Source organism: Parachlamydia acanthamoebae, from assembly GCF_000875975.1.
GTDB classification, from domain to species: Bacteria; Chlamydiota; Chlamydiia; order Chlamydiales; family Parachlamydiaceae; genus Parachlamydia; species Parachlamydia acanthamoebae.
In genome coordinates, this window is the sequence record NZ_BAWW01000004.1 from 1 (window position 1) to 25,125 (window position 25,125).

Consider the following 25,125-nt stretch of genomic DNA (forward strand, 5'->3'; position numbering starts at 1 on the left):
TAAAGCCCAATCTTTTTTTGTCCAACCATCTGTGATGGAATCGCGAAAAAACGGTCTATTATTGTTGATACTCATATATTGTTGACACTCTAATTAAGTTTAATATTTATTAATATTATCATTTATTGGATTTTTTACTATTTAATTTATATTTTAAATATTTTTTACTTGTATTTATAATGATCTTAGGGCAATGACCAAAAAGGTTGAAATCCTTAACGTGCTTTATAATCCGAATTCTGAGCTGACCCCAGAATGAACGCAGGCATTTAGTGAGATTCATCGAAGCGATGGAAGATAGAAATATTGAAGTAGCAGAGTATATCGAGGAAGAATCGGAGCTCTCATGCAAAATAATGGCTTTGCGTTATGACTAATTTGAAAATAAAGATGCCTTAATTTTCTTAGCCTACTCAAACATGCTTGAGTAGGCTTGATCGATAAGTGGTTAATTTCAGCCTATGGTTTTTGATAAGTAAGCTAATTTGATTTTAGACTCAAAGCTCTCACCATAGCATCTATTTTCGTGACTTCGTTCTTTTTTGCTTCGGAAAGTAATTAGAGAAATGAGATCTTTTCGCTTACATCTTAGTTTGATTTTAGTGAATATCTAGATGTTTTTAAATATTATTTAAAATAATTTAATTACAAAGGAGTATTATTTCTTGAGTATTAAATAATTAATTTTAATAATTAAAATTAAAAACAAAGGGGGAATTCATGAGCATTATTCTTATCCTATTTGCAGCCAGCTTCTTAGGTTTTTTTCTGCATTTGGCGCTCAGTAAGGAAGAGCGTACACTAGGAGAAAAAGCCGAGCTCTTCCTCCTTTACCAAATTGTATTTAACGTCGGCTTAATTAGTTTTTTATCATTTTATGGATTTATTTTTCTCCCAGAGCTTGTTGCGGAAAAATTAGGGTGGCCAACCTGTCCTTTCCAACATGAGATGGGAAATGTCAACCTAGCCTTCGGTGTTTTGGGGATTTTGGCCATTTGGCTTCGGGGTAACTTCTGGACAGCTATTGTGATTGGAGTATCTATTTGGCTCTTAGGAGATGCAGTTGGGCATGTAGTGGATATGGTACAAAATAATAACTACGCTGAAGGAAATGTCGGTATTCCGCTTTACACCGATATTGCCATTCCTGTGGTTCTTTTAATTGCTTTCTACTTTTGGAAGAAATACCAACCAGGAACAAATCAATGACATTGTCTTACAAGACACGCATTCAACATGATGCGGATGTAGAAAAGATTCGCGAACGCTTTCTTGAGCTTCGCGAGTCTCCTCATGATCCAACGATGAGGCAAGCACAGCCTTCGCATATGATGCGAAGTTCAAATCTCTATCGAAAATGGAGACAAGAACTTGGCTTAGATGTCCTTTCTCATGTGATTGAAATTGATCCCATTCAAATGAAAGTGATTGTTGAACCACAAGTCTCGATGGATGAATTGAGTCGGTTAACTTTGGAAAAAAAATGCATGGTTCCTGTTATCCCAGAATTCAAGGGAATCACTGTAGGGGGAGCGATCAATGGGACAGCTCTTGAAAGTAGCTCGCATCTCCATGGACTATTCCATGATATTTGCTTGGCTTATCATATTTTGATTGGAAATGGGGAAATTATCCGTGTTTCGGCAACTGAGCATCCTGATTTATTCCATGGCATTTCTGGTTCATTTGGTTCCCTCGCGATTCTACTTCTGGTAGAGCTTAGATTAATCCGGGCGGCATCACATATTGAATTAACTTACCATCCTTGCGAAAACATTCAGAGAAGCCTTGCGCGTATTCAAGATTTGCACGAACAAGCACATCCGCCCGAATTTCTTGAAGGGATTGTTTTTTCAAAAGATCAAATAGTTGTAATTGAAGGGCGGTGGTGTCAAAACGATCAATTACCCCTTTTAAATTTATCTCTTCCCTGGAGTCCCTGGTATTATTCACATGTGCGTAAAGCCTGCTTTGAGCAAGCAATAAAAGCCGAAAAAATCACCACATTTGACTACCTTTTTAGGCATGATTGTGGGGCTTTTTGGATGGCAGCTTATGGCTTGCATTGGGAGCTACTTACGCGATATTACTTGGAGGGGCGTTTAGGATTATCAGACCTTAGTTACAAAACTTTTGGTTCTTTAGAGTTTGAAAAGTTTTCTGCTCTAAAAGATCCCAGCTTTATCCAGCGCTTCTTATTGAATTGGCAACTATCTAGCCAAAAGCTTTACAATATGTTTCATGCAACAAAGTCTAGGTGGTTTGAGAATCGTTTTATCATCCAAGATTATTTTATTCCCCTAGACCATACTGAAACGTTTGTTGAATTTATTATGGAGAAGGTTGGTATTTTTCCTTTATGGCTATGTCCGATTAAATCTACAACCCATCCCCAAATTTTAGCACCCCATTGGGGAAATGGAATGTATGTAGATGTAGGTGTCTATGGGATGCCAAAGCATACAGCTTCCTTAAAGACGATCCACACAGAATTGAATCAATTGATGCAACACCTGGATGGCCGCAAAATGCTTTACAGTTTTTGCGGCTATACAGAAGAAGAGTTTTGGAGTATTTACAAAAAGACTCCTTATCTTGATTTAAGACAGCGCTACTACGCCTCAGATGTTTGGCCATCGATTGAAGAAAAGGTTCTCAATACTTTTCCATAAAAGGAATGGCGACAGAATTCATTGTGTGTTTAAGCAAAAACCAAGGGATTTTTCTCCCATAAGGAAGGTGACGAGCGTATACTGCCATATATTCTAAATAACTTTCTGCACGACGAACTTTTTTGTAAAATGATGCACCAGAGCTTTGATGAAGAATGAGTCCTTTTTCTTTGGCTTCTAGCGAAAGAATCGTGGAAAGGAGTCGATAAAGACCTGTAGATGTCGGAAGACTCGAATCATATCCAAAAAATGGAGATGTCATTAACCCATTGCGTATGTAATATCCTACTACACCATCAATACGCCCATCTTTTTTCAAAACACGGAAATGCATCAATCCTTCACTAATCAAATATTTTAAAAATTGAAGGTTTAACTGAGGATTCAATTCCGAGTATTTATCGATGTAAAGCTCTCTGTACAAATGTAAAACGCGCTCATACTCTTCATCAGCTAACTGCGTTTCATTCAAAATTTCATATTCACTTTCACGCATAAGCTTAAGATCACTTTTGAAAATACGTGTTTTAAAAACTTGCTCATTTTTTGTGTCAGTTAAAAAGACTTGCCTGCTAACAATCATATCGAAAGCATTGTCTTTGAGGGCTTGTAGAGATTGGGCATTTGTATAGGAATTGATTGAGCGAAAAGCGATGGCATGCAGGGGAAAAAGATTTTTTAGTGTATTAGAAATTAAATCAATTTCTTGCGGTGTGAATTCTGTTGCATAAAGATCTGTCGAAAATAACCAATTATTGACATAGACCACTTTGTTGATTTTTCCGGCTTTCAAAATTTTGCCAAATCCATTTAGCGCATTTTTTGCAAAGGATTGAATCCATTTCCCTTCAATGAGATGCAGGGATTGACTGGCATAAGAGATGTAATGACCATATGGAGAACAGACATAAGATGTTGTGTAAGAGTTTTGAGTCACAACGAGAGGTAAAATGTGGTCGTTTACTTTCAATATCTGCATTTCTGCATCGATATTATCAATGTAATGGGAAACTCCTTTTGTCACTAAAGGAGTTAGAAATTTGCGGGCATATTCCCCGTCAGGGGTAGCAGGCCAAATTAATTGGTCGATTGTTTTAGAATTAAAAACCTGAATAGAATTTTGACTATTGCTCATCCTGCAGCCCTATTTTTAAAGTCGGTAGATAAATTGCAAGTTAACTCCCCAGATTGTGAGTTTCGTATCTGCGAAAGAGAATGGAAAGCTGAAATGTCTTCCATAATGGCGCGATTCATAAAAAGGAACGAGCGCAATATCAATGTGATTGCACGGAGGGCAATAATGATAAGTGATAGGCAGTTCAACACGATGATTTGTCTTGTCTTGGATCTTTAATGTGGTCGATCCAAATTCCGGATCGTGCGATACCTTGCAGCGTGCGTCATACATGAACCACGCTTTATAGTTAAGTCCCACACCAAAATTATTCGCGACTTCTATGTTCGATAAAAATCCGACTGCCCAATAAGGAAAGCGGGTAAGAAAATGTAAATGGATGGGGGAGGGGTGGCGATAAGCATTTTTTTCCCATGCATAGCCAATTCCCACATAGGGTGTAAAAGAAGGTTGATACCAACATTTACTTTGAAGGGTATATCCAAAGCGTCCTTCCACATTGCTATCTGTGAACGTTGACTTTAATTTATGGCCATTCCCTGAATGTCCACAGAGTGATCCTTGTGCCCAGTGACCTTCGACGCCCCAATAAAGACCAAAACGTTTGATTCTTTCATAACCTAGGCGTCCTCCATAAATCCAACCATTTTGTTTGGTTCCACCTTCTCGCGTTCTGTGAACATGATAGAACTCTGGCCCAATGTAAAATTTATGAGGAAATGGGAGAGGTCTATCGCAAATATCCTCGCATTCTTCTGCGGATATAGTTAGAGTCTTCACGAGAATTAGATATAAAGTGGAAAAAATCACAAAGACTGTAAAGTAATATCTCTTCATATGTGCCTAGGGGTTGCACAACAAAAATCAAACTGAATTTTTATTGTAATTTTTTTTCGTTATACATGTGAAAGGAAAAGCTTGTCAACTTTTCAAGAAAAAAATCGCATCTTGGAGTGTTTAATATTTTTTTAAAAAATCACCTTGAACACAATATTTAAATTGACTATAGATCTTTTTTATCTAGATTTTAATGCTAAAGCACTTCCCGAAACTTTTTGGAAAGACATCCAAAACAACGTGTAAGGTGCATTTTAAAACAAAGGAAATAGTATGAAGGCCAAAAAAATTGCTTTATTAATGGCAGGCGCAGTGACAAGCTTGCTTCCTTCAGTCGCTTTTACAAATGAAGTTGTCCTAGATAATTCTTCAGGAGAGAATACCATCATTCAAATTCAACCTCAAGATTATTTTTTATCTACAATTGAGACGATTGGTGCTTATTTAGATCTGCAAAATTACGAAGAAAATAATGGCCTTTACTTCTCGAATGAAAAAACTTTTAACATTGAAGTTTGCATGTCTCAAGAGGGTGTAAAAGCTAAAGTTTCAAAGGCCAAACAAATTCAGCGTAATTACAATAAAGGACTTACGCAACAAGAAAGAGATGATATTCGCTATATTGTTAAAACTCTTGCGAATAACAATGTGCTTGAAATCTGGGGACATAAGTCGGCCCTAAAAAAAGCTGGAGATCGTATTGATCATGTTCATCCTCTTCGTTTTCTTGAATGTATTTTTTCCGACAATGAATTGAAAGCGTGCATGGCGAGTTTGAAAGGCAAGACAATGGTATGGGATGACTTTTTAAAAGGTTTAAAGAAAAGTTTTGGTCAAGAATCCAAAAATGGAAATTTAAACACATCCTTTATTCAAGATTTTGCTAAACGAGTCAATGTGGATTCCAGTCTTCTTATTCCACCAATCCAAAGTCAAGAGTGGGAAAAGCTTGTGAATGTTTTAATATCCAAAGTTCCAGGCGCACAGGGGGATGACCGCTATAACATGTAAAATTTTTGCAGTAATGCAGCTTAATGATAAGGATGAGACCCTCAAATTTGCAACTGATGCTTTTTAGCCATGGAGTAAGAATGCCTGATTTTTTTGAGAGACTTAATTATAGCTTTGGGAACGAAGATTGGCGTACGGAGCAGCAAGCACTGAATATTCAACCGCAAGATACGGTTTTATGTATTACTGCAAGTGGGGATCGGCCATTACATTTACTTTTAAATGACTGTAAAGAGCTTATTTCTATAGATGCAAACCCTATTCAAAATTATCTTTTAAGCTTGAAGCGCGCGGCTATGCAGGCATTTGATTTTCCAAACTATCTGAATTTTTTAGAGGGTCGTTTGGAAAATCAAGCTTCAGATTCCTTGCATAAGCTTTTGCCATTCATGGATGGTGATGCCGCGCATTATTGGATGCATCAGGCATCAATGTTAGACAAAGGAATTCTTTTTCAGGGGCATATTGAGCGTATTTTTAAACACGTTTCGATGTTGTTTCGATGTTTAAGACCAAAGAAAGTGAAGCGTCTTTTCGAATTTGAAAATTTAGAAGAACAAAGGAAGTTTTTGCATGCAGAGTGGGACACGCTTTTTTTAAGAAAGCTTTTCGTCTTTGCATTAAATCCGATCTTTCCACGTGTTTTTTTTAATGATCCAGGTTTATTTGCACATGTCGATTCGACGATACAAGTTGGAGCATATATTTACGACCGCATGCTTCAGTGCTTGCAGGGATGTTTAGCTAGTGAAAATGCTTTTGTTTCCTTGATGTTTCAGGGAGCATTAAAAAAAGACTTCTATCCGCCTTATTTGACTGCAAAAGGGACTGAGGTTATTAAACCCCGATTGGATAAAATCAAAATAAAAACAGAGAATGTGATCAATTATTTAAAACGAGTACCAGACCGCACCTTTGATGCTTTTTCTTTATCAGACATTGCATCATATATGTCGAAGGAAAGTTTTGACGAACTCATGCAAGCTGTTTATCGAACAGCTAAACCCGGAGCACGTTTCTGTATTCGGCAATTTTCTTCAAACCATCAAATTCCTATTCATCTCAAACCTTATTTTCAAAGAGATATAAATCTAGAGAAAAAGCTAGAGGCTGAAGATTACTTTTTTGTTTATCGTTTCTTAACGGGAGAAATATTTGTTCCGGAACATGAAATGTTCCAGAGTAAGAACAAAATGACAAGAGGGGATCTACAAGCAATTGCGAGTTAATAAAAGAGATGTGCTTGAAAATTTTGCTTTCACGACTTCGAGATGAGCAATCTTCTCAAAGAGCAAAGCTTTAGCATTATGTCATGTAGAGGAAAGTGCCTAAATTATTTGAGCCTTTCCTCTAAATGTTTAATAAAACGCTTCCATAATAGCCTTATCCTATCTCCATCAGGCAACAATAATATCGTCATATTAGCCATTTTGGTGAAGGCGAAATGCTTCACAAATCATTGATTAGAAGGAATAAACCTCAATAAATTCTTCTTGACGGCTAATTTTTAATCCAACATAATTCCCTTCCTAATTACATTGTTTATCTTTCAAATTAACAAAATACATATTAAGCCCTATTAAGGAGACCAAGGATGAAGCTACGATCTCTAGTTATACCAGTGCTTTTCTTTGCATTTGGTTCGACAAGCTATCTTAGTGCACATAATCTCACCGAAAACAGTCCTAAAAAAGAAGAATTTAAAGGGGCTGATTATAATCTTTTGAAAAAAAAGGCACATAAAAGCGCCAAAGCAGGTCGCACTGATCAGGCTTTACAGGAAGTCAATTTGCTCATTTCCCAGCAACCTGATTCTCCATGGGGTTATAAACTTCGTGCAAACATCTACTTTTTTGACAAAAAGTATCAGGAAGCCTTGAGCGATTTCAATCAAGTCATAAGATTAAGACCCTCTTGTGCAAATGCTTATGTGGATAGAGCTATTGTTTATCTTGCTATGGATGATCTAGAATCAGCGACAAAAGATATTGAAAAAGCCATTGAAATCAAACCGATGAGTGCTTTTGCCTATTGCGTACGTGAAAAAATTTACATTGCAAAAGCTCAGACTGACATCAAAACTCGTGGCAAGAAAAAATAACTTTTCCAATAGCCACAAGCTTCTTGATCTTTTCTTATTTGCTTGTGGCTTTTGATAGACTTTTCTTGGGAGGAAAAATGATTCCAATCAAAAATATCGGATTAACAAATATCCCCACAAAAAATATTCCCCATAAAAACTCAAAAAAAGTCTCTTTTTATTATCTCCATCATAATTTCTATCTTTGCGCTGAAAGAGAATTGCAGCAAGGGATATCCGTATCTCAGGAAATCGTTTCAAAAATCGAAGCTTGCATGCAAAACATCCTCCAAAAGAAAGAAGGAAATGGACTAAAACTTTACCATAGCCAAGAAATTAATCGAGTATTTACCTTAGACCTTGCTCCGGAACTTATTTTTAAACTGAAGATTCCTGGTAGCACGCAAACAATGAAAGCTCGCTATCAAGCCATGATTCATGCTCAAACAATTATCCACATGCATCAGCTTGGATTATTGGTCATTCCAAATGCTAAATTATTCGTTCTTCAAGTAGAGGAGAAAGAGTACGAGATTATTGCAGAACGTAAACTCGATGTTAATTCAGATGAAGATATCCAAGAGCATTATTTTCATATTTTTTCTGATACTCTCACTCAGGCCATAAACCAGCTTGCTAAATTTATTATTTGCTCAGGTTACAGTGATGTGACATGGCGCAACAATCCAGTTTTGCACAACAGTTTAGATACATGCGGAAACAGAAAGATTGCGTTGATTGATTTAGAGGAAAATGATGGCGCTGAGGCCGGTTTATTTGGAGGCTTAGCTAGAGGATTAGTTGGGTGTACCAATGAAGTGCAGGCGAAATCCATTGCTCTCATTGCTCACCATCATGGCTTTAGTGTGCAGCTTTTTGCAAGTGCATTTTTTAGAAGAAGAAATGAGTTAATCGAAGGGCATTTGCTTAGTCAATTTTATGCCAAAAAAGGGATCACTTTGGGAAATGAATTGATTCAAATTGGTGAAGATCTTCTCACATCATTTGATCTTCAGGAAAAAAAGCTGGTTTACACAATCATCCATATCATAAATGAGCAAATTTCACTTCTAAATTCAGAGCTTCCTAAAATTCGGCGTTATGTCTATATTACTTCACCGTTTGAAGTATCAGCAAAAATTGAGGCTATTTTAAAAAAACTAGTTGAACTAGAAGTTATCTTTAAAATTGTTAAAAAAGATATCGGAAGTTATTTTATTCAAGCCTGATATTTATAAAAAATTAAAAGTTTTCTCAAAATAATATTAGACTAAATTTTATGCTGATATTTGAACAATCAAGGTTAGCTTAATGGATTAGAAGATCGCAATAGCAAGTCTGAGTTTGGTATCAAAAAGGTTCTCTCAAAGCCGATTATCGAATTGGGAAACTTGTCTGAAGAGACAATAACACTCTGATAAAGAAAAGAGATGGGTCTCATGCGCGAAGTTATACGAATTGATAAACTAATGGCTTCTAAACGATCACTTAAATCGAGCTAACTCGGAGAGAAGAATTGTTTTTTTTGTATTTGAATCTAAATAAAATAGATCTACGTGGTTTCTAATTAATTCAAAATTCTTATATGGTAAAGAGATAAATGAATTCCTTATTTTTTCAGGGTTATGTTGAAAAAGATAGACTTATACTTCCCAATGACAATCACGGTATTCGAATCGAAGGACGAATCGTTGGATGTATCAAAGATTTGTTCGCTTATTTTGGTATGGGAAAAGGTACGATTGCAATACAAGGAACAAACCATAAAATTTGGCGGCTAAATAAACAAAGCGCTATTAATTGGCTCCATACAATTGGGGACAAAACTGATCTAGTTGGTTTGGATCAAAAAAACAATCAAATTATTTCTGATAAAGTCACCTATTTATATGTAAAAAAAAGAGCTGAACGTTCAGCAACCTCTTGTTTTTACCTTGGGTATTTATATGAATTAGGAATTGGGGTTGAACAATCTTATGAAGAGGCTTTTCTGAATTACAAAAAAGCACTTCAACACCAAAGTCATCATCCTTATTACTTGCTTGCTCATCTCAAAATGGGGGATTTTTTAGCGAAAGGAATAGGAACACTGGTTGATAAAGACCAAGCTCTATCTCATTATGATCAAGCTTTTGGAGGTATGAATTGTCTCGTAATAGGTATCGATCTAAAAAGGCGCAAAATTCATGATAAAAACTTCGACCTGCATGTTTTCCTCGCAGATATGTATGAAGAAGGAAAAGGGATGAAAAAATCTCCAGAAGAAGCAACCATGCATTATCAAAAAGCTGCTGATCAAGGCAATGCCTACGCCCAAGGCGCTTTAGCATTAAAATACTTAAATGGCTCTGGAGTGACAGCTTCGGTCAGTAAAGCAAAAAAGCTTGCTCACCAATCCGCTAAAAAAAGGCATCCATTTGGGCAATATGTTTTGGCCTTAATCTATGAAAGGAAGGGAGAAACACTCCTTGCAAAAAAATGGATAGAAAAAAGTGCCAGTCAAGGTTTTGCGTTAGCCCAACAACATTTAGCACGACTCTGTGCTGCAAATGGATCTAATGAGCAATCGCTTGAATTATATAAAAAAGCAGCCTTGCAAGGACTATCTGAAAGTCAGTTTCAAGTTGGAAGGATGCTTCAAGAAGAAGATGTGCAAAGATATGAGATTTCTAATGAAGATGTGGTTTCATGGTATAAAAAATCCGCTGAACAAGACAATGTTGAGGCTCAAATTGCCTTAGGGATGTTGTACTATGCGGAACAAGAAGAAAATGCATCGCTCGAGCAGACTTTGTATTGGCTAAAAAGGGCTTCGGCATTGAACCCCGAAAGAGTTAAACTAAAATTGGATCAAATGCGCAATGATCTAGAGATTGATGCTAACAGTGGAAATATTCAAGCACAGCTCAATTTAGGGGAATTGCATCGCTCAACTGACGAAACATTCAATTGGTATGAAAGAGCTGCTGAACAAGGATCTGCTGAAGCAGAATATCGCTTAGCAAATCTGTATGCAAATGAATCAGAAGCAAATGCGCTTAAGTATTATCGAAGGGCGGCAGACAAGGGGCATCCTCTCGCACAGTACCAATTAGGTATTTGGTATTTTGATGGTCGTAATCCAATGGAAAATCTCAAAGGGGCTGTTAAACTTTTAAAACAATCAGCTCAGCAGAATTGCACAAAAGCAAGAGATTTTCTCTTTAAAAGACAAATTGACGATAATGTGCAACTAAAGTCATTAAAACATGACTTTTTGGTAAAAATTGATGGGTCATCACTCTCTAAATCAATTTCTTTTATGGAATTATTTGAAACAGTTGAATATAAGAGATCTATCTTTAAGAATAGCCCTCGTTCCCTTGAATTACTTGAAAAAGACATTGAAGATTTAACGACTAGTTTAAATGCTCATCTAAAAGTCCATTTAGATTGGAGCAAGGAATTATTAGAAAAAGCCGATGAACGTTTACAATTTTCTAATAATGCGTGATCTTTTTAGAAAACAGGCAGATCCGTATAAGATTTCCTGTTTGCAGTATTCTATTTGCCATCTTATCTAGAATTTTGGTATCGACAAAATTAAAAAAATAAGTTAATTAAGATTTAAAATCTCAGAGATCTCTTCGAAATCGTATAGTGCGTAAGACGAAGGAGATTTGTATCTTTGGTTTTGTCCAAATCTCGGCCTCCTATAGGTCGAATGATACCATTTATGGAGTAGCAAGGATTTCTATGAATAAAAAGAATTTTAAGCCATTACAGCTTATCCAACAGTTCCCATTAAAAAACGATGTCTTGAATCAAAAGTTGGAACAGTATGTTGCGAGTGAGATGGAACGTACTCAAAATGATAAAAAAGAACAGCATAGCAACATCGGCGGGTGGCAAAGTAAGCGAGATCTTCATGCTCATTTAGCGGATGATTCTTCAAAAGGTTTATTGCTTGAGTTGTTTCAGAGCTTTTCAGCTCCTATGTCCCAATACATCAGTTCTTGCAGTGAGCTATTCAATGTTCAGTCAAATGAAAATTATGACTGGAATTATACAGGAGCCTGGTTTAATGTTGCTGTTCGTGGCGGTTACAATGCTCCTCATGTCCATCCATTAAGCCAGATTAGCGCAGCCTATTATATCTATACTGAAGAGCCTTCATCTGAATATCCATTCAGTGGAAGAATAGATTTTATTATCGATAACATTACTTATCACTTTTTCCCGAAACCGGGCACTCTCATCCTTTTTCCAAGCGATACTCTCCATTTTGTTCATCCTTATTACGGCAGTACCCCAAGGATTAGTCTTAGTTTTAACGTAAATAACGTCCACACTGTGCATCTTCTCCCAACATGATGAAGTAATTCACATTCAATATGGGGAAGCGAATATGATATTAAACAACGACTCCCCCGTCTAATTTAATCTTCCCCCTCTATTTCTCTATTTGATACACTCTATCGGTCAGTTAATCCACATTGTGGTTTGGAAACATTGACGTTTTTATTAAGCTAATATTATAATAAAACATAAAGTGTTATAAAAAAATTGATTTTTCCTTAATAAGAGGTGAATTTTATGTCTATTAATTTTGAGGGGAATATTGAAAGTGGAAGATTAAAATTTGATGCAAACTTTTCCGAAAACAAAGGTATCAAAGACAAAGGAATTAAGGTTAATAAGGGAATTACTAAATTTGCTAAAAATGCCTTTGCAGCAATAGGTTTAGGTGGTGGGACTATAAAAATTTTTGGTCCAGATAACAAGGCCCTTCATATCAATAAGCAAAGTGCTATTAAGTGGATTAAAGCTCACGGAGAGAAAGCTGACACTGAAAATGTGGATAAATTGAGCAGTAAAGCAGTCGGCGAAAAAGTAGCGTACTTATATGTGCAAAAAAAAGCAGGGGAAGGTTCGAGAAGTGCTCTCCTTGAACTTGGCCATATGTACGAAACAGGCACAGGAGTTAAGCAATCTTATGAAAAAGCTGTCCAAAGTTATAGGGATGCAAGCCGTGAAGGCGATCTCACAGGCTCTATAGCCCATTTGAAATTAGGTGATTTAATTGAAAAGGGACTTGGTACGGAAATTAATAAAGCTGATGCAGGCTATCATTTTGGGAAGGCTTTTAAAGGAATTGAAAGAGAAGCAAAGCAAGGCAATTTACAGTGTCAGGTTTTTTTGGCTGATATGTATGAAGAGGGTAAAGGCATCCCTAAGTCTAAGGAAGAGGCTGCAAATTTGTACCAAAAAGCGGCCGATAAGGGAGATGCTTATGCGCAAGGAGCATTAGCACTCAAATATCTAAATGGATCTGGAGTCGATGAATCCCAAGACAAAGCTCTAGAGCTTGCACGCAAATCTGCTAAAAACGGACATCCTTATGGCCAATTTGTTTTGGGTTTAATCAATGAAAAAAATCAAAAACCTAAAATAGCCGAGAAATTGATAAAAAAAGCTGCTACTCAAGGATTTGCTCCTGCACAGCAAAAATTAGCGTCTATTTATGCAGATAATGATTTACTGCCTGATGCTTTAGCCTTTGGATGGTTTAAAAAAGCTGCTGACCAAGGATTGGCAGAAAGTCAGTACAAGCTTGGAGAAATGTATAGCAATGGAATGCTTAAGAGTCCAAAAAAAGCTGCCGAATGGTATGAAAAAGCAGCAAAGCAAAATCATCTTGTGGCTCAATACTCTCTAGGGAAAATGTACTTAATGGGCCAGGGTGTTGATGAGTCATTTCAAAAAGCGATTGGATGGTTAAATAAAGCCGGATCACAAGGTTTTGGATCTGCTCAAGCAGAATTGGCAACAATTAGTCATCAACTGGAAAGTGATGCTAATAAGGGTGATCTAGCTGCACAGCTTAAATTAGCAGGGATGTTTTTACAAATAGGTGAAAATGAAAAAGCGGTTAAGTGGTTTGAAATAGCTGCAAATAACTCGCCTGAAGCTCAATTGCAACTTGGGCAGCTTTATCGGGCGGGGAGAGGAGTTGTTAAATCAGATGAAAAAGCAGCCGAATGGTTTTTGAAAGCCGCAGAAAATGATAATGCTGAAGCCCAGTATCGTTTGGGTGCTATGTATTTTGAAGGAAAAGACACAGAACAAACTTTAGAAGCCGCTGTAAAATGGCTAGAGAGATCTGAGAAACTTGGAAATAGCTCAGCTGCTCGATTTCTTAGAAATCAAAAACAGATAGATGGCAATGAATTAAATCATTATAAAGAGTTATTTTTATATCAAATTGGTAGTGCAGTAGAAGACCTATCTACAGTGTCATTTGTTAATTTGAATCAAATTTTTACTGATGAATTGGAGCGGAGGCAGGGATCGGGAGAACCTCTGAGAACTTTGTTAAGTGCAAGAGATAACCTCACAAATAATTTAAGAAAACTTTTGAATGATAACTCTGAATTGAAAGCATTGCTAGAAAAAGCGGATGAACGTCTGGCTTTTGCTCAAAGCTAAGGGATGAGGGCGTCGCCTATCAAAGTAATTTTTATTAAAACTGGCGTAAAAACTTATCTTGGGTAACAATACCCTTTTAAAAGGAGTATTGATTATGGGTTTTCTACGAAGATTTTTTGGTGGCCTAAAACACTGGGGCGATCGCTTGCAAGATTTTCTACTGCTTGCGATAAGGCTCTTTTGGGGATATAATTTTTTTATAACTGGATATGGAAAGCTAGCGAATATTGAACCTGTGAGTTCATTTTTTGCATCGCTAGGATTTCCATTTCCCACTTTTAATGCCTATCTGGCTGGATCGGTGGAATGTTTTGGTGGCCTATTGTTACTCGTAGGCTTAGCTTCACGTTTTTCAGCTCTTTTGCTATCTGGAGTAATGATTGTTGCGTATTTCACAGCTCACGCTGAATCTGTGCGTCAAATTTTCCATGATCCGGATCTCTTTCTTAGTCAACCACCTTTTCTTTTTCTATTTGCCTCTTTACTTATCTTTTGTTTTGGTCCAGGAAGATTCTCTCTGGATGCCCTTTTCAAAAGATGGGCAAAATAGTCCAACTAGGTTTTTAACTGTCGTACCAAGTCCACCATTTCTAGAGCCGCTAATGCGGCTTCTGAGCCTTTGTTTCCATGTTTAGTCCCAGCTCTTTCCATTGCTTGTTCAATTGAATCAGTGGTTAAAACACCAAAAATAACAGGAATGCCTGTTTTAAGAGCGATATGTCCTAAATTTGAAGAAACTTGGGATGCAATTAGATCAAAGTGAGCTGTTGCACCACGAATTAAAGCTCCAAGAGTAATGATGGCATCATATTGTTCACTTTCAGCCATTTTTTGAGCAATCAAGGGAATTTCGTACGATCCCGGCACCCATGCGGTGTGAATTTGTTTGGCATCCACTCCATGGCGAATCAAAGTATCGATGGCTCCCGAGAGTAAACTTTTGGTAATCAATTCGTTAAAGCGAGCTACGACAATGCCAAAACGTTTACCTTTTCCATTAAAATTTCCTGAAATCTCCATAAAGTTTTCCTTATTTTGCATTGATCGTTAGTAAATGCCCTAATTTTTCTTGCTTTGTTTGCAAATAACGAAAATTTTCAGCCGTTGCAACAGAAATTAAGGGAACACGTTCTACAATTTGTAAGTCATATCCGGCTAATCCTCCATATTTGGCGGGATTATTAGATAATAAACGAATGGTGGTGAGACCTAAATCAGCTAAAATTTGGGCTCCCATTCCATATTCGCGTGTATCGACAGGAAAGCCGAGTTCTAGGTTGGCTTCGACAGTATCGCGGCCTTGCTCTTGAAGGCTATACGCACGCAATTTATGTCCTAAGCCGATTCCTCTTCCTTCGTGCCCGCGCAAATAGACGAGGACTCCCGATCCTTCTTTAGCGATTTTTTCGAGAGCTAAATCCAGTTGCTGCCCGCAGTCACATCGTTTTGAACCAAAGACATCTCCCGTTAAGCATTCAGAATGTACGCGGACGAGTACATTTTCTTTTTTAGCAACTTCACCTTTTACAAGCGCAATATGTTCGATTCCATCTAAATCAGATTGGTAAACATAGGCTGTGAATTCCCCGAATTCAGTGGGGATTTTTGCTTGGGATACACAATGAACAAGCTTTTCCCGTTTTCTACGATAACGAATAATATCTTCTACAGAAATAAGGGGAATTTGATGTGTTTCCGCAAACTTTTTTAGATCAGGTGCTCGTGCCATGGAACCGTCGTCGTTCACAATTTCTCCAATCACAGCTGCTGGGTAGAGATTAGCTAGACGACACAGATCGACAGCAGCTTCTGTATGCCCGGCTCTTTTCAAAACACCACCAGGACAATATTTAAGCGGAAAGATGTGTCCTGGACGGCCTAGATCATGGGGGCGTATATTTGGATCGATTAAGGCCTTTACGGTTAGCATACGGTCATATGCTGACACGCCTGTTGTTGTTCCATGCAAAGCATCTACTGACACAGTAAAGGCTGTTTTACGAGGGCCTGTGTTCTCCGTGACCATTTGGGGAAGTTGCAATTCTTCAAGCCTTTCTTCAAGCATGGGCATGCACAAAATTCCGGTCGAATGTCTGACCATAAAAGCAATGGTCTCAACGGTCACTTTGTCGGCCGCAATGATTAAATCTCCCTCATTTTCTCTTTCTGTATCATCAGAAATGATCACCATTTTCCCTTCGGAAAAGGTTTGAATGGCATTTTCAATAGACGAAAGATTCATGATAGATTTTCCTTTTTTGATGCGTTTCGAAAAGGCTCAGAAAGCTTTTCCATGTATTTTGCGAGTAAATCAACCTCAACATTCACGAACATGCCTGTCTTTTTTTGTCCCCATGTTGTCACAGCTTTTGTATGTGGGATGAGTGTTACAGAAAAAGAACGGTGATTAACCAGGCATACAGTTAAACTTACGCCATCGAGAGTAATGGATCCTTTTTCTACGATGTAGCGAAGCAGGTTTTGAGGGGGGGCAATCACAAATTCGTGGGATCCATCAGGTAAAGCTCGAATTGTTTCGATGGTTCCGATGCCGTCAACATGTCCCTGAACAAGATGTCCACCAAGCCGATCATTTAACTTCACGGAGCGCTCTAAATTCACAGCATCGCCGATTTTTAATTGTTGCAAGCTTGTTCTTTGCAACGTTTCTTTTACAGCATCAGCTGCCCACCATTGAGTTCCCGAAGAATCGGAGGTAATTTCAATAACAGTTAAGCAGCATCCATTAACGGCAATCGAGTCTCCAATTTTAGCGTCGGACAAAACGAGCTCAGCGTTAATTTCAATGCGCATTCCTTTTTCAGTGGCAATCATGTTGCGAATGATTCCCATTTCTTCAATTAAACCTGTAAACATAATTAAAAAATATATTCTCCCGCAATATCTCGTTTATCTCTTCCACTTAGCACATGAAACACGCGTAGCTTGTTTAGTGTGATAGGAGAGAGCTGTCCGTATGGGACGTAGACAATTTTTTTTCCGTATCGATTTGCGAAACTTTTTATAAAGGATCGAGGTGGCTTATTGGCAACATAGGTAATGAGAGGTTTAACAGCATAATCGATAGCGGCCATTAGCAGTACTTCTGCTTTAGAGCGACATTCTGCATAATCGGGATCTGTCCATACATCAAACATACGTCTGGGTGGATATGACATCATAAAGCCCCCATATTCGCAGCGACTAATTCCAGGTCCAACAACATTCTCTGTCATGGGTGTTGCATAAAAAGCCATATCGGATTCTTGATCGTGCTCACCCAACCAGGTGGTTCGCCACGGATATTTTTCATTTTTATTGGGATCTTCGCTTTGATCTTCATCGAAAATAATCACAACAGATCCCACTCCTTCGGGTGGTTTACCCCTCACTTTAACAAAGATTTTTTTCTCATGCCAGTGTCGAATGGTTTCTCTGGTATCAATCCCTTCTTCAAGGCTTGTGCTAAAGGGACGCGTGCGAGAACTTTCATCTAATAAAACTTGCTTTCCTTTCTTCTTTAAAAAATCCCCAAAGTTTTCGACTGCAATATCCTCAGGTGGGTACGAGCAAATGCTAAATGGGCTAGGGGGTTGAAATTTAAAAGTGGAGCGATCTTTACGTCTTTTAGTGAAAAACGTGTTTTTTCGTCCGGGAAGTTTCATATGAAAGCGAATAATTTTGCTGGGACCCCAGACATCTTCGATTTTAAGGGAAAGCTCAGGAAGAGAATCAATGTTGCGTCGATAAAGATATTCGGTGGCTAGCGCCCAGACTTCATAAGCATAATTATGATCAACACACCCTTTAGCTGCGCTTAATAATTGAAAGAGGGAGGGCATTAATTGGTTTTTAATAAGGGCGTAATTGCGCACAAATTTCATTAAGGTGCGTAAATGATATCCATGAAATTTATGACCCGTATTGTTTTGATAATGGACAGAGGCTTCTTTAAAGAGCTGATAAATGAGTTTTTGTCTATCGGGTGGAAACGCAAGTAAAGGGGCTTCAGGTGTCAGAGGATTATTTAGAGCTTCATTAAATTCGGAGCGTAACTTTTCATATTCTTTGGAAATCCAGCCACATTCTGCCATGACTTCGCGGGCCGAATCTTCGGTTAATGTACAAAGTTGAATCGTTTCACGTTGTGGGACTTCAAATGCAGGAAAATGGGATCGATCGATGAGTTCCAGCACGGACTGAATATGGCTCATGCCCCCAACAAATAGAATCTTATCATATGTGAAGCTAAGTTCTTTCAGGCGTTTAGCCATGTATAGCTCCCGATTTTTATCGAGCTGGGAATGCAGAGCGGGATTTCGACTTTTCTCATACAGATTATAGTATTGTTTAAGCGTGATTCTCTGGATGGCATAGGGATCAGGGATGGGTTCAGCGACATCGGGATAATTTTCCACGTCTAAATCAATGCAAAAAGCGGGGATATTGGCATCTTGTGCACTACGCAGGGCTTCGAATGCAGCGTCGCATGGTTCCGCCATGTAATAAAGAGAAGTTCCATTTGATTCAAAAGTTTGGACAACACTTAAATCGGGTAGGCGCGAGGCCGCATGTAAAATTTGCAGCTGCATGGTTTCAGGGAATTCCACGGCCACGCAATCTGGCTGGATTTCTTTAAAAGCTAAAAGGACCTGAGCAGCCATTTCCATATTATAATGGATAATGGGAATGGCATATATGTTCCCTTTCTGAATAAAAAAAGACTCTTCACCGTTCATGGAGATCCTATGGATTTAGAGAACATGCTCAAGAGCTTCATCACCTAAGGTCATAATAACAGCTTGTTGAAGTAGGCTATTCAAATTTACAGGTTTTCCTTCTAAACTTTTGATTCTTTTTGCGGCATATCGAGCAATATTAATTCCATCTCTGATTGTGTAATTCTCATTTTTATTGTGTGCATTTTGGAGAAAATTGACGACATAATCCATGATATGTTCATCCACAAAAGGAAGATTTTCTTTTAAAATTCGTTTTTCCTCTTCAGCTTCAGGGAAATCTAAATAAATTTGAGGTTGTAAGCGGCTATGCACATATTCAGGAATCTCAAAGGTGGAGGCATCATCGTTCATAGTCACGCAAATGCGAAAGTCTGGATGTGCTGAAATTTTCAAGCCCGCCACAATGGATTCAATATAGCGGCGTGTATCGAGTAAAGGTGCGAGAGAAGCCCATGATTTTTCACTCATTCGATTAGCCTCATCCAATATACATACCTGACCGCGAATCATTGCAGTCACTAATGCAGATGCGACATAACGAATCCCGCCTGTTTTATCGATCACAGGGGTGATTAATAGGTCCTCAGGGCGCGTATCCATTGTACACTGATAAATGTACACATCCTTTTGTATTTTTTTGGCAGCGGCATACGCTAGTGTGGTTTTGCCCACCCCAGGCTTTCCAATGAGACGAGGATTTAAGGGGATATCATTAGGATCGATCACTAACCACGCCGCGAGTAATTGATCCATCACATCTTGCTGACCGATCCATTCAAATTGAAAAATATCCGGAAAACCCAGCGCAAGCTCTACTCCTTGGATGGTGATGCGACTTTCGTGTTCGTTAGGATGAGGATTTTCCATTTTTCATTCCTTTATACTAAGGGTTGTATGATAACGGGGCCTTGATCTTTCCCATGCTAATGGTTTTCCGATTTCTCGAACAGAATCAGTTGTGAATTTAAGGGTTCTTTGCTTTATCAGACCCATATAGCAAACCAGCTTTTGCAATGTTTTCACGTGCATTGGGGAAAAGCTCTTCTAATTGTGTGAGCAATTGGTCCACTTGCCGACGCATCGAGTTTTGGCCAACGGGACAGCGACACGTAATCCTTTTAAATCCATGTTGCTCGGCAAATGTTGAAATCTCCTTTTCTGCGACATAAATTAAGGGGCGAATAATGGTGACACCATATTCTCGCATATGCAATTTGGGAAGATTGGCTGCAAATTCCGCCTTATGAAGAAGATTCATTAAAAGAGTCTGGGCGCTATCATCTCGGTGATGTCCAAATGCAATGGTCGTGGCTCCTACACTTTTTGCCGCTTCAAACAACAAGCGTCTTCGTTCACGCGAGCAACCATAACATTCGAGAGATTCTAATGTTTGGGTCGATTCGCGCATGAGGAAAGGGATTTCTAGGCGGGTACAAATTGCACGAAGATAGTCAAGATTGACACCTGCACCACATGAGAAGGCTCCGTGCACGTGCACGGCAAAGAGTTCAAAAGGGGGAAATCCTCTTCCAGAAATCGCCTTAAGCAAAAATAAGAGAGCTAGACTATCTTTTCCACCGCTAAGAGCTATGGCAATTTTAGGGGAATCCGAGACCATTTGAAATTCAAATAGTGCTTTTCTAACCATACTTTCTAGACGTTTGCCAAGTCCAGACCATGGGGGTTGTGCGAGAGGGAGGTCTAACATGTGTTTTACTGTGATATAAAATTCAGAAATTTAAAATGCGTTTTTTTGTAAAGACTGCAAAGATTCTAGAAGGAGTTGGCTGTCGTCTTATATTTTGTTTTCTTAAATTCTGATGGTTACGTTCATTTTGAATTTATGAATCTAGTTTCAAAAAAACAGACACCATATTAAACTAATTTTGCTGAGTAGGGCAACAAAAAAGTTATGCTATCTACATAATATAATGGAGGAATATGACTGAAAAAATTGGACGTAATGATCCTTGTCCATGCGGATCTGGGAAAAAATATAAAAATTGCTGCTTAAATAAATCAACCGCACCTAAAAAGTTCACTGCTAAATGGCTGAGCACTCCTCAAAAAAAAACGGAGCCAGTTAATTTAATGGAAAGAACATTTGGAGAAGCAATTGCTAACGCAACTCAGCAAGAAAAACCCCCAATAATCCCGAAATCTTTTAAACAGCAGATTGAAGATATCAAGGAAAATCATCCCAATTAACCTGTTTATAAAGTCTTTTTGTATAAAGTGTTAAAAAAAAATACATTCTTTTTCATCAATGTGGTGGAAATAAATCTTGTTTTATGTAAATATGAAGGTAGGTGCATTTTACCAGGAGTATTCGAATAAGAAACATTCTCAAAGCCTTTAGTATAGGGTGATGCTGCATTAAAAGTTGATACGTCACTTCATCTTGAGACCATGTTTGGATTTAAATTTTCGGGTTTTCCTTTCCTTCCAAATCAAAACTCCGTTAATTCCCTCGAGAAATCAACGTAAAACTTAAATGTTATTTTAGGTCAACCTGCATTGCAGAAAAACCCTTAGTATAAAGCTTGCGAATGGAAAGAATTTCCCAATAAAGTGCATTTTATTAGATACAATCCAACATGGAGACTATGTTTATGAAGAAGAAAATTTTTGTCGGCAACCTATCCTGGAAAGTGACAGATGATATTTTAAGATCTGTTTTCGAAAAAATCGGGAAAGTTGTTTCCGTAAAAATTATCACAGATCAATATACAGGCAAATCAAAAGGATTCGGCTTTGTTGAGATGGAAAGTTCAGAAGATGCTGACAAAGCTATTCGTGAATTGAACGAAACAGCTGTTCTAGATCGCAACATTCGCGTCAGCCTCGCTCAAGAGCGTTCTGAGCGTTCTGGCAATCGTGAACCACGTGAAAGCCATGGTGGCGGACGCTCCGGTGGTTTCAGAAATGCAAGAACATCTAACATGTAATTCTTTTCTAAAGGGAGCCTTAATTGGCTCCCTTTATTCTTTATCGCGACTGCTTGCTTAGAATACGTTTTCTATTTAGTGTTAAAAAATAGGAATTGGATTTCTTTAAGTTCAAAGGAAGTGATTATGTCAAAAAAACGATGGATGGTATTAGCTGCCTGGTTAGTTATTTTGGCCCTGTTTTTTTATCTTTTCTTTTTTCAATCTGATCTTTTTTATCGACTCTTTCACTATTCAGGTGCAGGATCTCCTTTTGTCGTAACTCCTTCTGGGGGCGGAGATTAAAAGAACTGAATAGTAAATTCTTATCTTAATTTTAATTAGCCTTATTTCCATTCTTTTTCTACTTCTATTAACATTTCTGCTTGAAGTGTTTCACTGTAGATTTGACTCATTAATATGTATTTAGATGCTTTTAAAATAAAAAACTGGTATGGTCTTTTTTATTATATCCAATAATAGAGAATACAACCATGCCTACTATTAAACCAACCGACAATGCTTATCCACACTTTTTGGCTCACAAAACCTCTAGTCAAAAAAAACGTGATTCACTTAAAGGGGTGGAGGGAAATGGAACTTCCTCTTTAATTAATCCTTCTTTTAAAGGCATTTGGCCTAAAAAAGATGTGAAAGAGCTTAAAACAGTAGCAAATGTTAGAAAATATTTTGAAAGTCCCATTCCGGCAATCCAGCAGCATTTTCATAAACGTATTTCGCTTATATTTTTGCAAGCGGTTGTTTGCTATGGAACCAATCTTAAATTTCGTGAAGGACATACAATTCATCAAGGATTTAATGCTGAAGGAATGTTTGGGATTTCATTTCAGGCGGCCCATTCCGCAACATTGCCTTGTTTGTATGCAAAAGAAGGCAAAGGGAAAGAAACTATCTTTCTTTACCGTTCAGGATATTATGATGAAAGTAATGCCACAATCGATTTAGAAAAAGCTATAAATGATGCCGACCGAGCTATTGATGAAAAATATAGGGAGAGCCTACTTAGAAACCATTCGATTAATTTACTTAATTCAGCATCAAAAAGAGAACTAACACCCGAAAAAGTCGTTAGGTATTTTCTTCCGGCTATGCAAGAAGTAATAGAAGACGTTTTAAGTCGAGAGAAAGATGCGGCAGTTAAAGGTGTGTTGGAATTTTATCGAGATGAAGGCGCATCACTTGCTCATTATGTTTTTCAGCAAGAAAATATTGACCTTTGGCTCAATCTCAATTTGGAAGGAATTCCTGAGCAAGAAAAAAAATCTTTGAGACCACACTTGTATGAACTTCGGTACCAAATGATTCAAGCTGATCAGAAAGCGCAGAGTATGATTAATAGTAAAATAGAAGATACATTTAAATTCCTTAAAAAGGGTACAAAAACAAGATTTTTTGAGTCTTTTTTCTTTCATGGTCTTTTTGAAAAAAGTGACGATAGCATGCGGATCATGCTGAGTAAACTTTTGAATATTTCAAATTTTCATTTAGATCAAGCAACTCGAGAAGTGAAAGTTAACATGGCTATTCATAACAGTTTGAAAGAACAAGCTATCAGCATTAGTAAGCTTTCCAAGAAAGTCCATAAAGCAATCAATTCCCCTATGAAAGAGCGAGAGGAACGGATAGAAAAGCTCAAAACGCGTATTGAGGCTTTAACGGAAGATCAATCTGAAATATTCAATATTTTGTTCTATAAACGTTTATACGAGCAAGCTCATGCGGAAGAAGATAAAGATTTAATTAATAAGCTGCTTAAAATTAAAGAAACAAAAGTAGACGAGGGAATTAATAAAAACACGCGGTCAGTTGCAGCAGAAAAATATTTAAGCGATTATGAAGAATTATTTGAAGAAGTAATTGAAGTCGCAATAAAAGAAATAGAAGAACTAAAAAATGAAACGAAAAAATTTCAACGTAAATTATTTAAGGCGCTCCGTAAAGCATTTAAAATGAAAAATGAAAGTTTTATAGATCGTTATAAAACGAAAAATCCGAATCTAAAAATGGATAATGAAATCTTAAAGGATCTCGATTCAGGTGAGATGGAGTTTTCTCGTAGAATGATTCAACGAATTTCTGGAGTTTTTGGCATTAACAAAACTCTTTTCTATCCCTCTCATTTTGCTGAAATTTACGAATGAGTAGACACTAATTAAAAAATGGAAAAAGCCTCATATTTCTGGGGCTTTTTCCATTTTAGCAATCAAGAAGGGGTCAGCTCAGAATTCGGAATATAAAGCACGTTAAGGATTTTACTGCCTCTGTAAAGGTCTGAATTCGCCTTTTTCCATCACCTTGTTCTGACGCCAAACATAGTCACCTGTTAAATTTATGTGTTCCCAACCAAGTGGAGATAAATGCTTGAGTAGGCTCCCATTGATTGTTTGACCATTATCTTTCAAGTGTTGGATTACTCGCTCTAAATATACAGTATTCCATAGAACGATTGCAGCTATCACAAGATTAAGGCCGGAAGCTCGATAACGCTGGTTTTCAAAGCTGCGATCGCGCATTTCACCAAGTCGATTAAAAAAAACAGCACGTGCTAATGTATTTTTAGCCTCTCCTTTGTTTAGTCCAGCGTTTACGCGACGACGTAATTCAACATTTTGTAACCAATCCAGAGTAAAAAGAGTGCGTTCAATCCGCCCAATTTCTCTTAATGCCATTCCTAAGCCATTCTGACGTGAATAGCTTCCGATAGTTTATGAGGTATTGACTACTGTTTTTGATAGAAAGTTTATCTTTCACTCGCTTTCTAGCCGGGTAGGAAAGGGAACCCATATTGGAGTCACAATGCGGCATCGGATGATCAGAAAAGTCAGTGCGAATGGAAAACAGCCTTGTTATGCATTCAAAATGGACATTAAACGTTTTTTTGACACAATTAATCACCAGATTCTCAAAACTCTCCTTCGGAAAAATATCGCAGACGAAAAAGCGCTAAAAAATTATCGATACAATCATTGATAGCTTTAAAGTTAGTAGCGGCCCTTCTGAGAGTGTGGGAATTCCTCTAGGAAATGCAACTTCTCAATTATTTGCAAATGTTTATCCTCACGAGCTGGATGATTTCATCAAGCAAGAACTCCGTGAGCGATATTATCTACGTTATTGTGATGATTTCATTATTTTATCTAATGATAAAAACCATTTAGAATCTTTAATTTTTCTTATTCGAGAATTTCTTATAAAAAGGCTCCAATTAGATCTTCACCCAAAAAAGTTGATT

General features: G+C 37.7%; 24 protein-coding genes and 1 pseudogene. 16 read left to right on the plus strand and 9 right to left on the minus strand.

The annotated features are described in order from the left end of the window. Positions 1-720 precede the first annotated feature (720 nt). Together AOM43_RS02380 and AOM43_RS02385 are read left to right on the plus strand one after the other, a co-directional pair. Entirely contained in the window at positions 721-1,209 is a 489-nt protein-coding gene (locus AOM43_RS02380; protein WP_006340763.1) for a DUF6790 family protein, read from the plus strand. Continuing rightward, the gene (locus AOM43_RS02385; protein ID WP_006340764.1) at positions 1,206-2,672 is read left to right on the plus strand and encodes an FAD-binding protein; all 1,467 of its coding nucleotides are present in this window, start codon (positions 1,206-1,208) and stop codon (positions 2,670-2,672) included. Before AOM43_RS02380 ends, AOM43_RS02385 begins: the two co-directional genes overlap by 4 nt. On the opposite strand, the gene AOM43_RS02390 is transcribed toward AOM43_RS02385, so the two are convergent. Beyond that, positions 2,656-3,807 carry a hypothetical protein gene (locus AOM43_RS02390; RefSeq protein ID WP_006340765.1) on the minus strand — a complete coding sequence of 384 codons (1,152 nt, stop codon included), beginning with the start codon at positions 3,805-3,807 and terminating at the stop codon, positions 2,656-2,658. The two genes, AOM43_RS02385 and AOM43_RS02390, sit on opposite strands and share 17 nt — an antisense overlap. Positions 3,808-3,822: 15 nt before the next feature. Further along, positions 3,823-4,644 carry an outer membrane protein gene (locus AOM43_RS02395; RefSeq protein ID WP_006340766.1) on the minus strand — a complete coding sequence of 274 codons (822 nt, stop codon included), beginning with the start codon at positions 4,642-4,644 and terminating at the stop codon, positions 3,823-3,825. Between the two features lie 273 nt (positions 4,645-4,917). Between AOM43_RS02395 and AOM43_RS02400 the strand changes: the two genes are divergently transcribed. The 8 genes from AOM43_RS02400 to AOM43_RS02435 all read left to right on the plus strand — a co-directional run bounded on the left by AOM43_RS02400 (position 4,918) and on the right by AOM43_RS02435 (position 14,753). Continuing rightward, positions 4,918-5,655, plus strand: coding sequence for a DUF8085 domain-containing protein (locus AOM43_RS02400; protein ID WP_006340767.1), 738 nt, complete (start codon positions 4,918-4,920; stop codon positions 5,653-5,655). An 80-nt stretch (positions 5,656-5,735) separates the two neighbouring features. Continuing rightward, positions 5,736-6,884: a BtaA family protein gene (locus AOM43_RS02405; RefSeq protein WP_013924942.1), complete on the plus strand. Its 1,149-nt coding sequence runs from the start codon at positions 5,736-5,738 to the stop codon at positions 6,882-6,884. Positions 6,885-7,249: 365 nt separating this feature from the next. After that, the gene (locus AOM43_RS02410) at positions 7,250-7,756 is read left to right on the plus strand and encodes a tetratricopeptide repeat protein (RefSeq protein WP_059358871.1); all 507 of its coding nucleotides are present in this window, start codon (positions 7,250-7,252) and stop codon (positions 7,754-7,756) included. A gap of 77 nt (positions 7,757-7,833) precedes the next feature. Continuing rightward, positions 7,834-8,964: a hypothetical protein gene (locus AOM43_RS02415; protein WP_059358873.1), complete on the plus strand. Its 1,131-nt coding sequence runs from the start codon at positions 7,834-7,836 to the stop codon at positions 8,962-8,964. Between the two features lie 371 nt (positions 8,965-9,335). Continuing rightward, entirely contained in the window at positions 9,336-11,228 is a 1,893-nt protein-coding gene (locus AOM43_RS02420; RefSeq protein WP_059358875.1) for a tetratricopeptide repeat protein, read from the plus strand. A 242-nt stretch (positions 11,229-11,470) separates the two neighbouring features. Next, a complete protein-coding gene (locus AOM43_RS02425) occupies positions 11,471-12,088 on the plus strand; it encodes a putative 2OG-Fe(II) oxygenase (RefSeq protein WP_013924938.1) in 618 nt (205 codons plus the stop codon). Between the two features lie 222 nt (positions 12,089-12,310). Next, positions 12,311-14,203, plus strand: a complete 1,893-nt coding sequence (locus AOM43_RS02430) for a tetratricopeptide repeat protein (RefSeq protein ID WP_059358877.1) — start codon at positions 12,311-12,313, stop codon at positions 14,201-14,203. Between the two features lie 94 nt (positions 14,204-14,297). Continuing rightward, positions 14,298-14,753 carry a DoxX family protein gene (locus AOM43_RS02435; RefSeq protein WP_013924935.1) on the plus strand — a complete coding sequence of 152 codons (456 nt, stop codon included), beginning with the start codon at positions 14,298-14,300 and terminating at the stop codon, positions 14,751-14,753. A 5-nt stretch (positions 14,754-14,758) separates the two neighbouring features. Here AOM43_RS02435 and ribH read toward each other — a convergent pair whose 3' ends face one another. The 6 genes from ribH to AOM43_RS02465 form a co-directional block, all read right to left on the minus strand. Beyond that, positions 14,759-15,223 (minus strand): 6,7-dimethyl-8-ribityllumazine synthase, encoded by a 465-nt coding sequence (ribH, locus tag AOM43_RS02440; RefSeq protein WP_013924934.1) that lies wholly within the window; start codon positions 15,221-15,223, stop codon positions 14,759-14,761. Between the two features lie 10 nt (positions 15,224-15,233). Then, positions 15,234-16,445 carry a bifunctional 3,4-dihydroxy-2-butanone-4-phosphate synthase/GTP cyclohydrolase II gene (locus AOM43_RS02445; RefSeq protein WP_059358879.1) on the minus strand — a complete coding sequence of 404 codons (1,212 nt, stop codon included), beginning with the start codon at positions 16,443-16,445 and terminating at the stop codon, positions 15,234-15,236. Beyond that, positions 16,442-17,080 (minus strand): riboflavin synthase, encoded by a 639-nt coding sequence (locus tag AOM43_RS02450; RefSeq protein ID WP_006340777.1) that lies wholly within the window; start codon positions 17,078-17,080, stop codon positions 16,442-16,444. Before AOM43_RS02450 ends, AOM43_RS02445 begins: the two co-directional genes overlap by 4 nt. Positions 17,081-17,082: 2 nt before the next feature. Next, positions 17,083-18,942, minus strand: a complete 1,860-nt coding sequence (locus tag AOM43_RS02455; RefSeq protein ID WP_059358881.1) for a hypothetical protein — start codon at positions 18,940-18,942, stop codon at positions 17,083-17,085. Positions 18,943-18,957: 15 nt separating this feature from the next. Next, a complete protein-coding gene (locus tag AOM43_RS02460) occupies positions 18,958-19,812 on the minus strand; it encodes an AAA family ATPase (RefSeq protein ID WP_006340779.1) in 855 nt (284 codons plus the stop codon). A 97-nt stretch (positions 19,813-19,909) separates the two neighbouring features. Beyond that, the gene (locus AOM43_RS02465) at positions 19,910-20,653 is read right to left on the minus strand and encodes a tRNA lysidine(34) synthetase (protein ID WP_006340780.1); all 744 of its coding nucleotides are present in this window, start codon (positions 20,651-20,653) and stop codon (positions 19,910-19,912) included. 233 nt (positions 20,654-20,886) lie between these two features. Between AOM43_RS02465 and AOM43_RS02470 the strand changes: the two genes are divergently transcribed. The 4 genes from AOM43_RS02470 (at position 20,887) to AOM43_RS02480 (ending at position 24,034) form a co-directional block, all read left to right on the plus strand. Continuing rightward, positions 20,887-21,153, plus strand: coding sequence for an SEC-C metal-binding domain-containing protein (locus AOM43_RS02470; protein ID WP_006340781.1), 267 nt, complete (start codon positions 20,887-20,889; stop codon positions 21,151-21,153). Positions 21,154-21,557: 404 nt separating this feature from the next. Then, on the plus strand, positions 21,558-21,893 hold the full coding sequence (rbp, locus tag AOM43_RS02475; protein ID WP_013924932.1) for an RNA-binding regulator: 336 nt from the start codon (positions 21,558-21,560) through the stop codon (positions 21,891-21,893). 126 nt (positions 21,894-22,019) lie between these two features. Then, positions 22,020-22,178, plus strand: coding sequence for a hypothetical protein (locus AOM43_RS13385; protein ID WP_013924931.1), 159 nt, complete (start codon positions 22,020-22,022; stop codon positions 22,176-22,178). A 188-nt stretch (positions 22,179-22,366) separates the two neighbouring features. Then, positions 22,367-24,034, plus strand: coding sequence for a hypothetical protein (locus AOM43_RS02480; RefSeq protein WP_059358883.1), 1,668 nt, complete (start codon positions 22,367-22,369; stop codon positions 24,032-24,034). 111 nt (positions 24,035-24,145) lie between these two features. Here AOM43_RS02480 and AOM43_RS02485 read toward each other — a convergent pair. Then, positions 24,146-24,595: pseudogene (locus tag AOM43_RS02485) on the minus strand (Tn3 family transposase); the annotation flags it as partial. 13 nt (positions 24,596-24,608) lie between these two features. Between AOM43_RS02485 and AOM43_RS13240 the strand changes: the two are divergent. After that, positions 24,609-24,863, plus strand: coding sequence for an RNA-dependent RNA polymerase family protein (locus AOM43_RS13240; RefSeq protein WP_152618832.1), 255 nt, complete (start codon positions 24,609-24,611; stop codon positions 24,861-24,863). A 34-nt stretch (positions 24,864-24,897) separates the two neighbouring features. After that, on the plus strand, positions 24,898-25,125 hold a 228-nt coding region (locus AOM43_RS02490), incomplete at its 3' end, for an RNA-directed DNA polymerase (RefSeq protein WP_161792749.1).

Bases quoted from the DNA above. Each gene is read 5' to 3' on its own strand.
- ribH (WP_013924934.1), bottom strand. From the start codon at position 15,223: ATGGAGATTTCAGGAAATTTTAATGGAAAAGGTAAACGTTTTGGCATT.
- AOM43_RS02415 (WP_059358873.1), top strand. From the start codon at position 7,834: ATGATTCCAATCAAAAATATCGGATTAACAAATATCCCCACAAAAAAT.
- AOM43_RS02450 (WP_006340777.1), bottom strand. From the start codon at position 17,080: ATGTTTACAGGTTTAATTGAAGAAATGGGAATCATTCGCAACATGATT.
- AOM43_RS02465 (WP_006340780.1), bottom strand. From the start codon at position 20,653: ATGTTAGACCTCCCTCTCGCACAACCCCCATGGTCTGGACTTGGCAAA.
- AOM43_RS02425 (WP_013924938.1), top strand. From the start codon at position 11,471: ATGAATAAAAAGAATTTTAAGCCATTACAGCTTATCCAACAGTTCCCA.
- AOM43_RS13385 (WP_013924931.1), top strand. From the start codon at position 22,020: ATGTCAAAAAAACGATGGATGGTATTAGCTGCCTGGTTAGTTATTTTG.
- rbp (WP_013924932.1), top strand. From the start codon at position 21,558: ATGAAGAAGAAAATTTTTGTCGGCAACCTATCCTGGAAAGTGACAGAT.
- AOM43_RS02455 (WP_059358881.1), bottom strand. From the start codon at position 18,942: ATGAACGGTGAAGAGTCTTTTTTTATTCAGAAAGGGAACATATATGCC.
- AOM43_RS02385 (WP_006340764.1), top strand. From the start codon at position 1,206: ATGACATTGTCTTACAAGACACGCATTCAACATGATGCGGATGTAGAA.
- AOM43_RS02390 (WP_006340765.1), bottom strand. From the start codon at position 3,807: ATGAGCAATAGTCAAAATTCTATTCAGGTTTTTAATTCTAAAACAATC.
- AOM43_RS02430 (WP_059358877.1), top strand. From the start codon at position 12,311: ATGTCTATTAATTTTGAGGGGAATATTGAAAGTGGAAGATTAAAATTT.
- AOM43_RS02410 (WP_059358871.1), top strand. From the start codon at position 7,250: ATGAAGCTACGATCTCTAGTTATACCAGTGCTTTTCTTTGCATTTGGT.
- AOM43_RS02420 (WP_059358875.1), top strand. From the start codon at position 9,336: ATGAATTCCTTATTTTTTCAGGGTTATGTTGAAAAAGATAGACTTATA.
- AOM43_RS02405 (WP_013924942.1), top strand. From the start codon at position 5,736: ATGCCTGATTTTTTTGAGAGACTTAATTATAGCTTTGGGAACGAAGAT.
- AOM43_RS02480 (WP_059358883.1), top strand. From the start codon at position 22,367: ATGCCTACTATTAAACCAACCGACAATGCTTATCCACACTTTTTGGCT.
- AOM43_RS02380 (WP_006340763.1), top strand. From the start codon at position 721: ATGAGCATTATTCTTATCCTATTTGCAGCCAGCTTCTTAGGTTTTTTT.
- AOM43_RS02460 (WP_006340779.1), bottom strand. From the start codon at position 19,812: ATGGAAAATCCTCATCCTAACGAACACGAAAGTCGCATCACCATCCAA.
- AOM43_RS02435 (WP_013924935.1), top strand. From the start codon at position 14,298: ATGGGTTTTCTACGAAGATTTTTTGGTGGCCTAAAACACTGGGGCGAT.
- AOM43_RS02470 (WP_006340781.1), top strand. From the start codon at position 20,887: ATGACTGAAAAAATTGGACGTAATGATCCTTGTCCATGCGGATCTGGG.
- AOM43_RS02445 (WP_059358879.1), bottom strand. From the start codon at position 16,445: ATGAATCTTTCGTCTATTGAAAATGCCATTCAAACCTTTTCCGAAGGG.
- AOM43_RS02400 (WP_006340767.1), top strand. From the start codon at position 4,918: ATGAAGGCCAAAAAAATTGCTTTATTAATGGCAGGCGCAGTGACAAGC.
- AOM43_RS02395 (WP_006340766.1), bottom strand. From the start codon at position 4,644: ATGAAGAGATATTACTTTACAGTCTTTGTGATTTTTTCCACTTTATAT.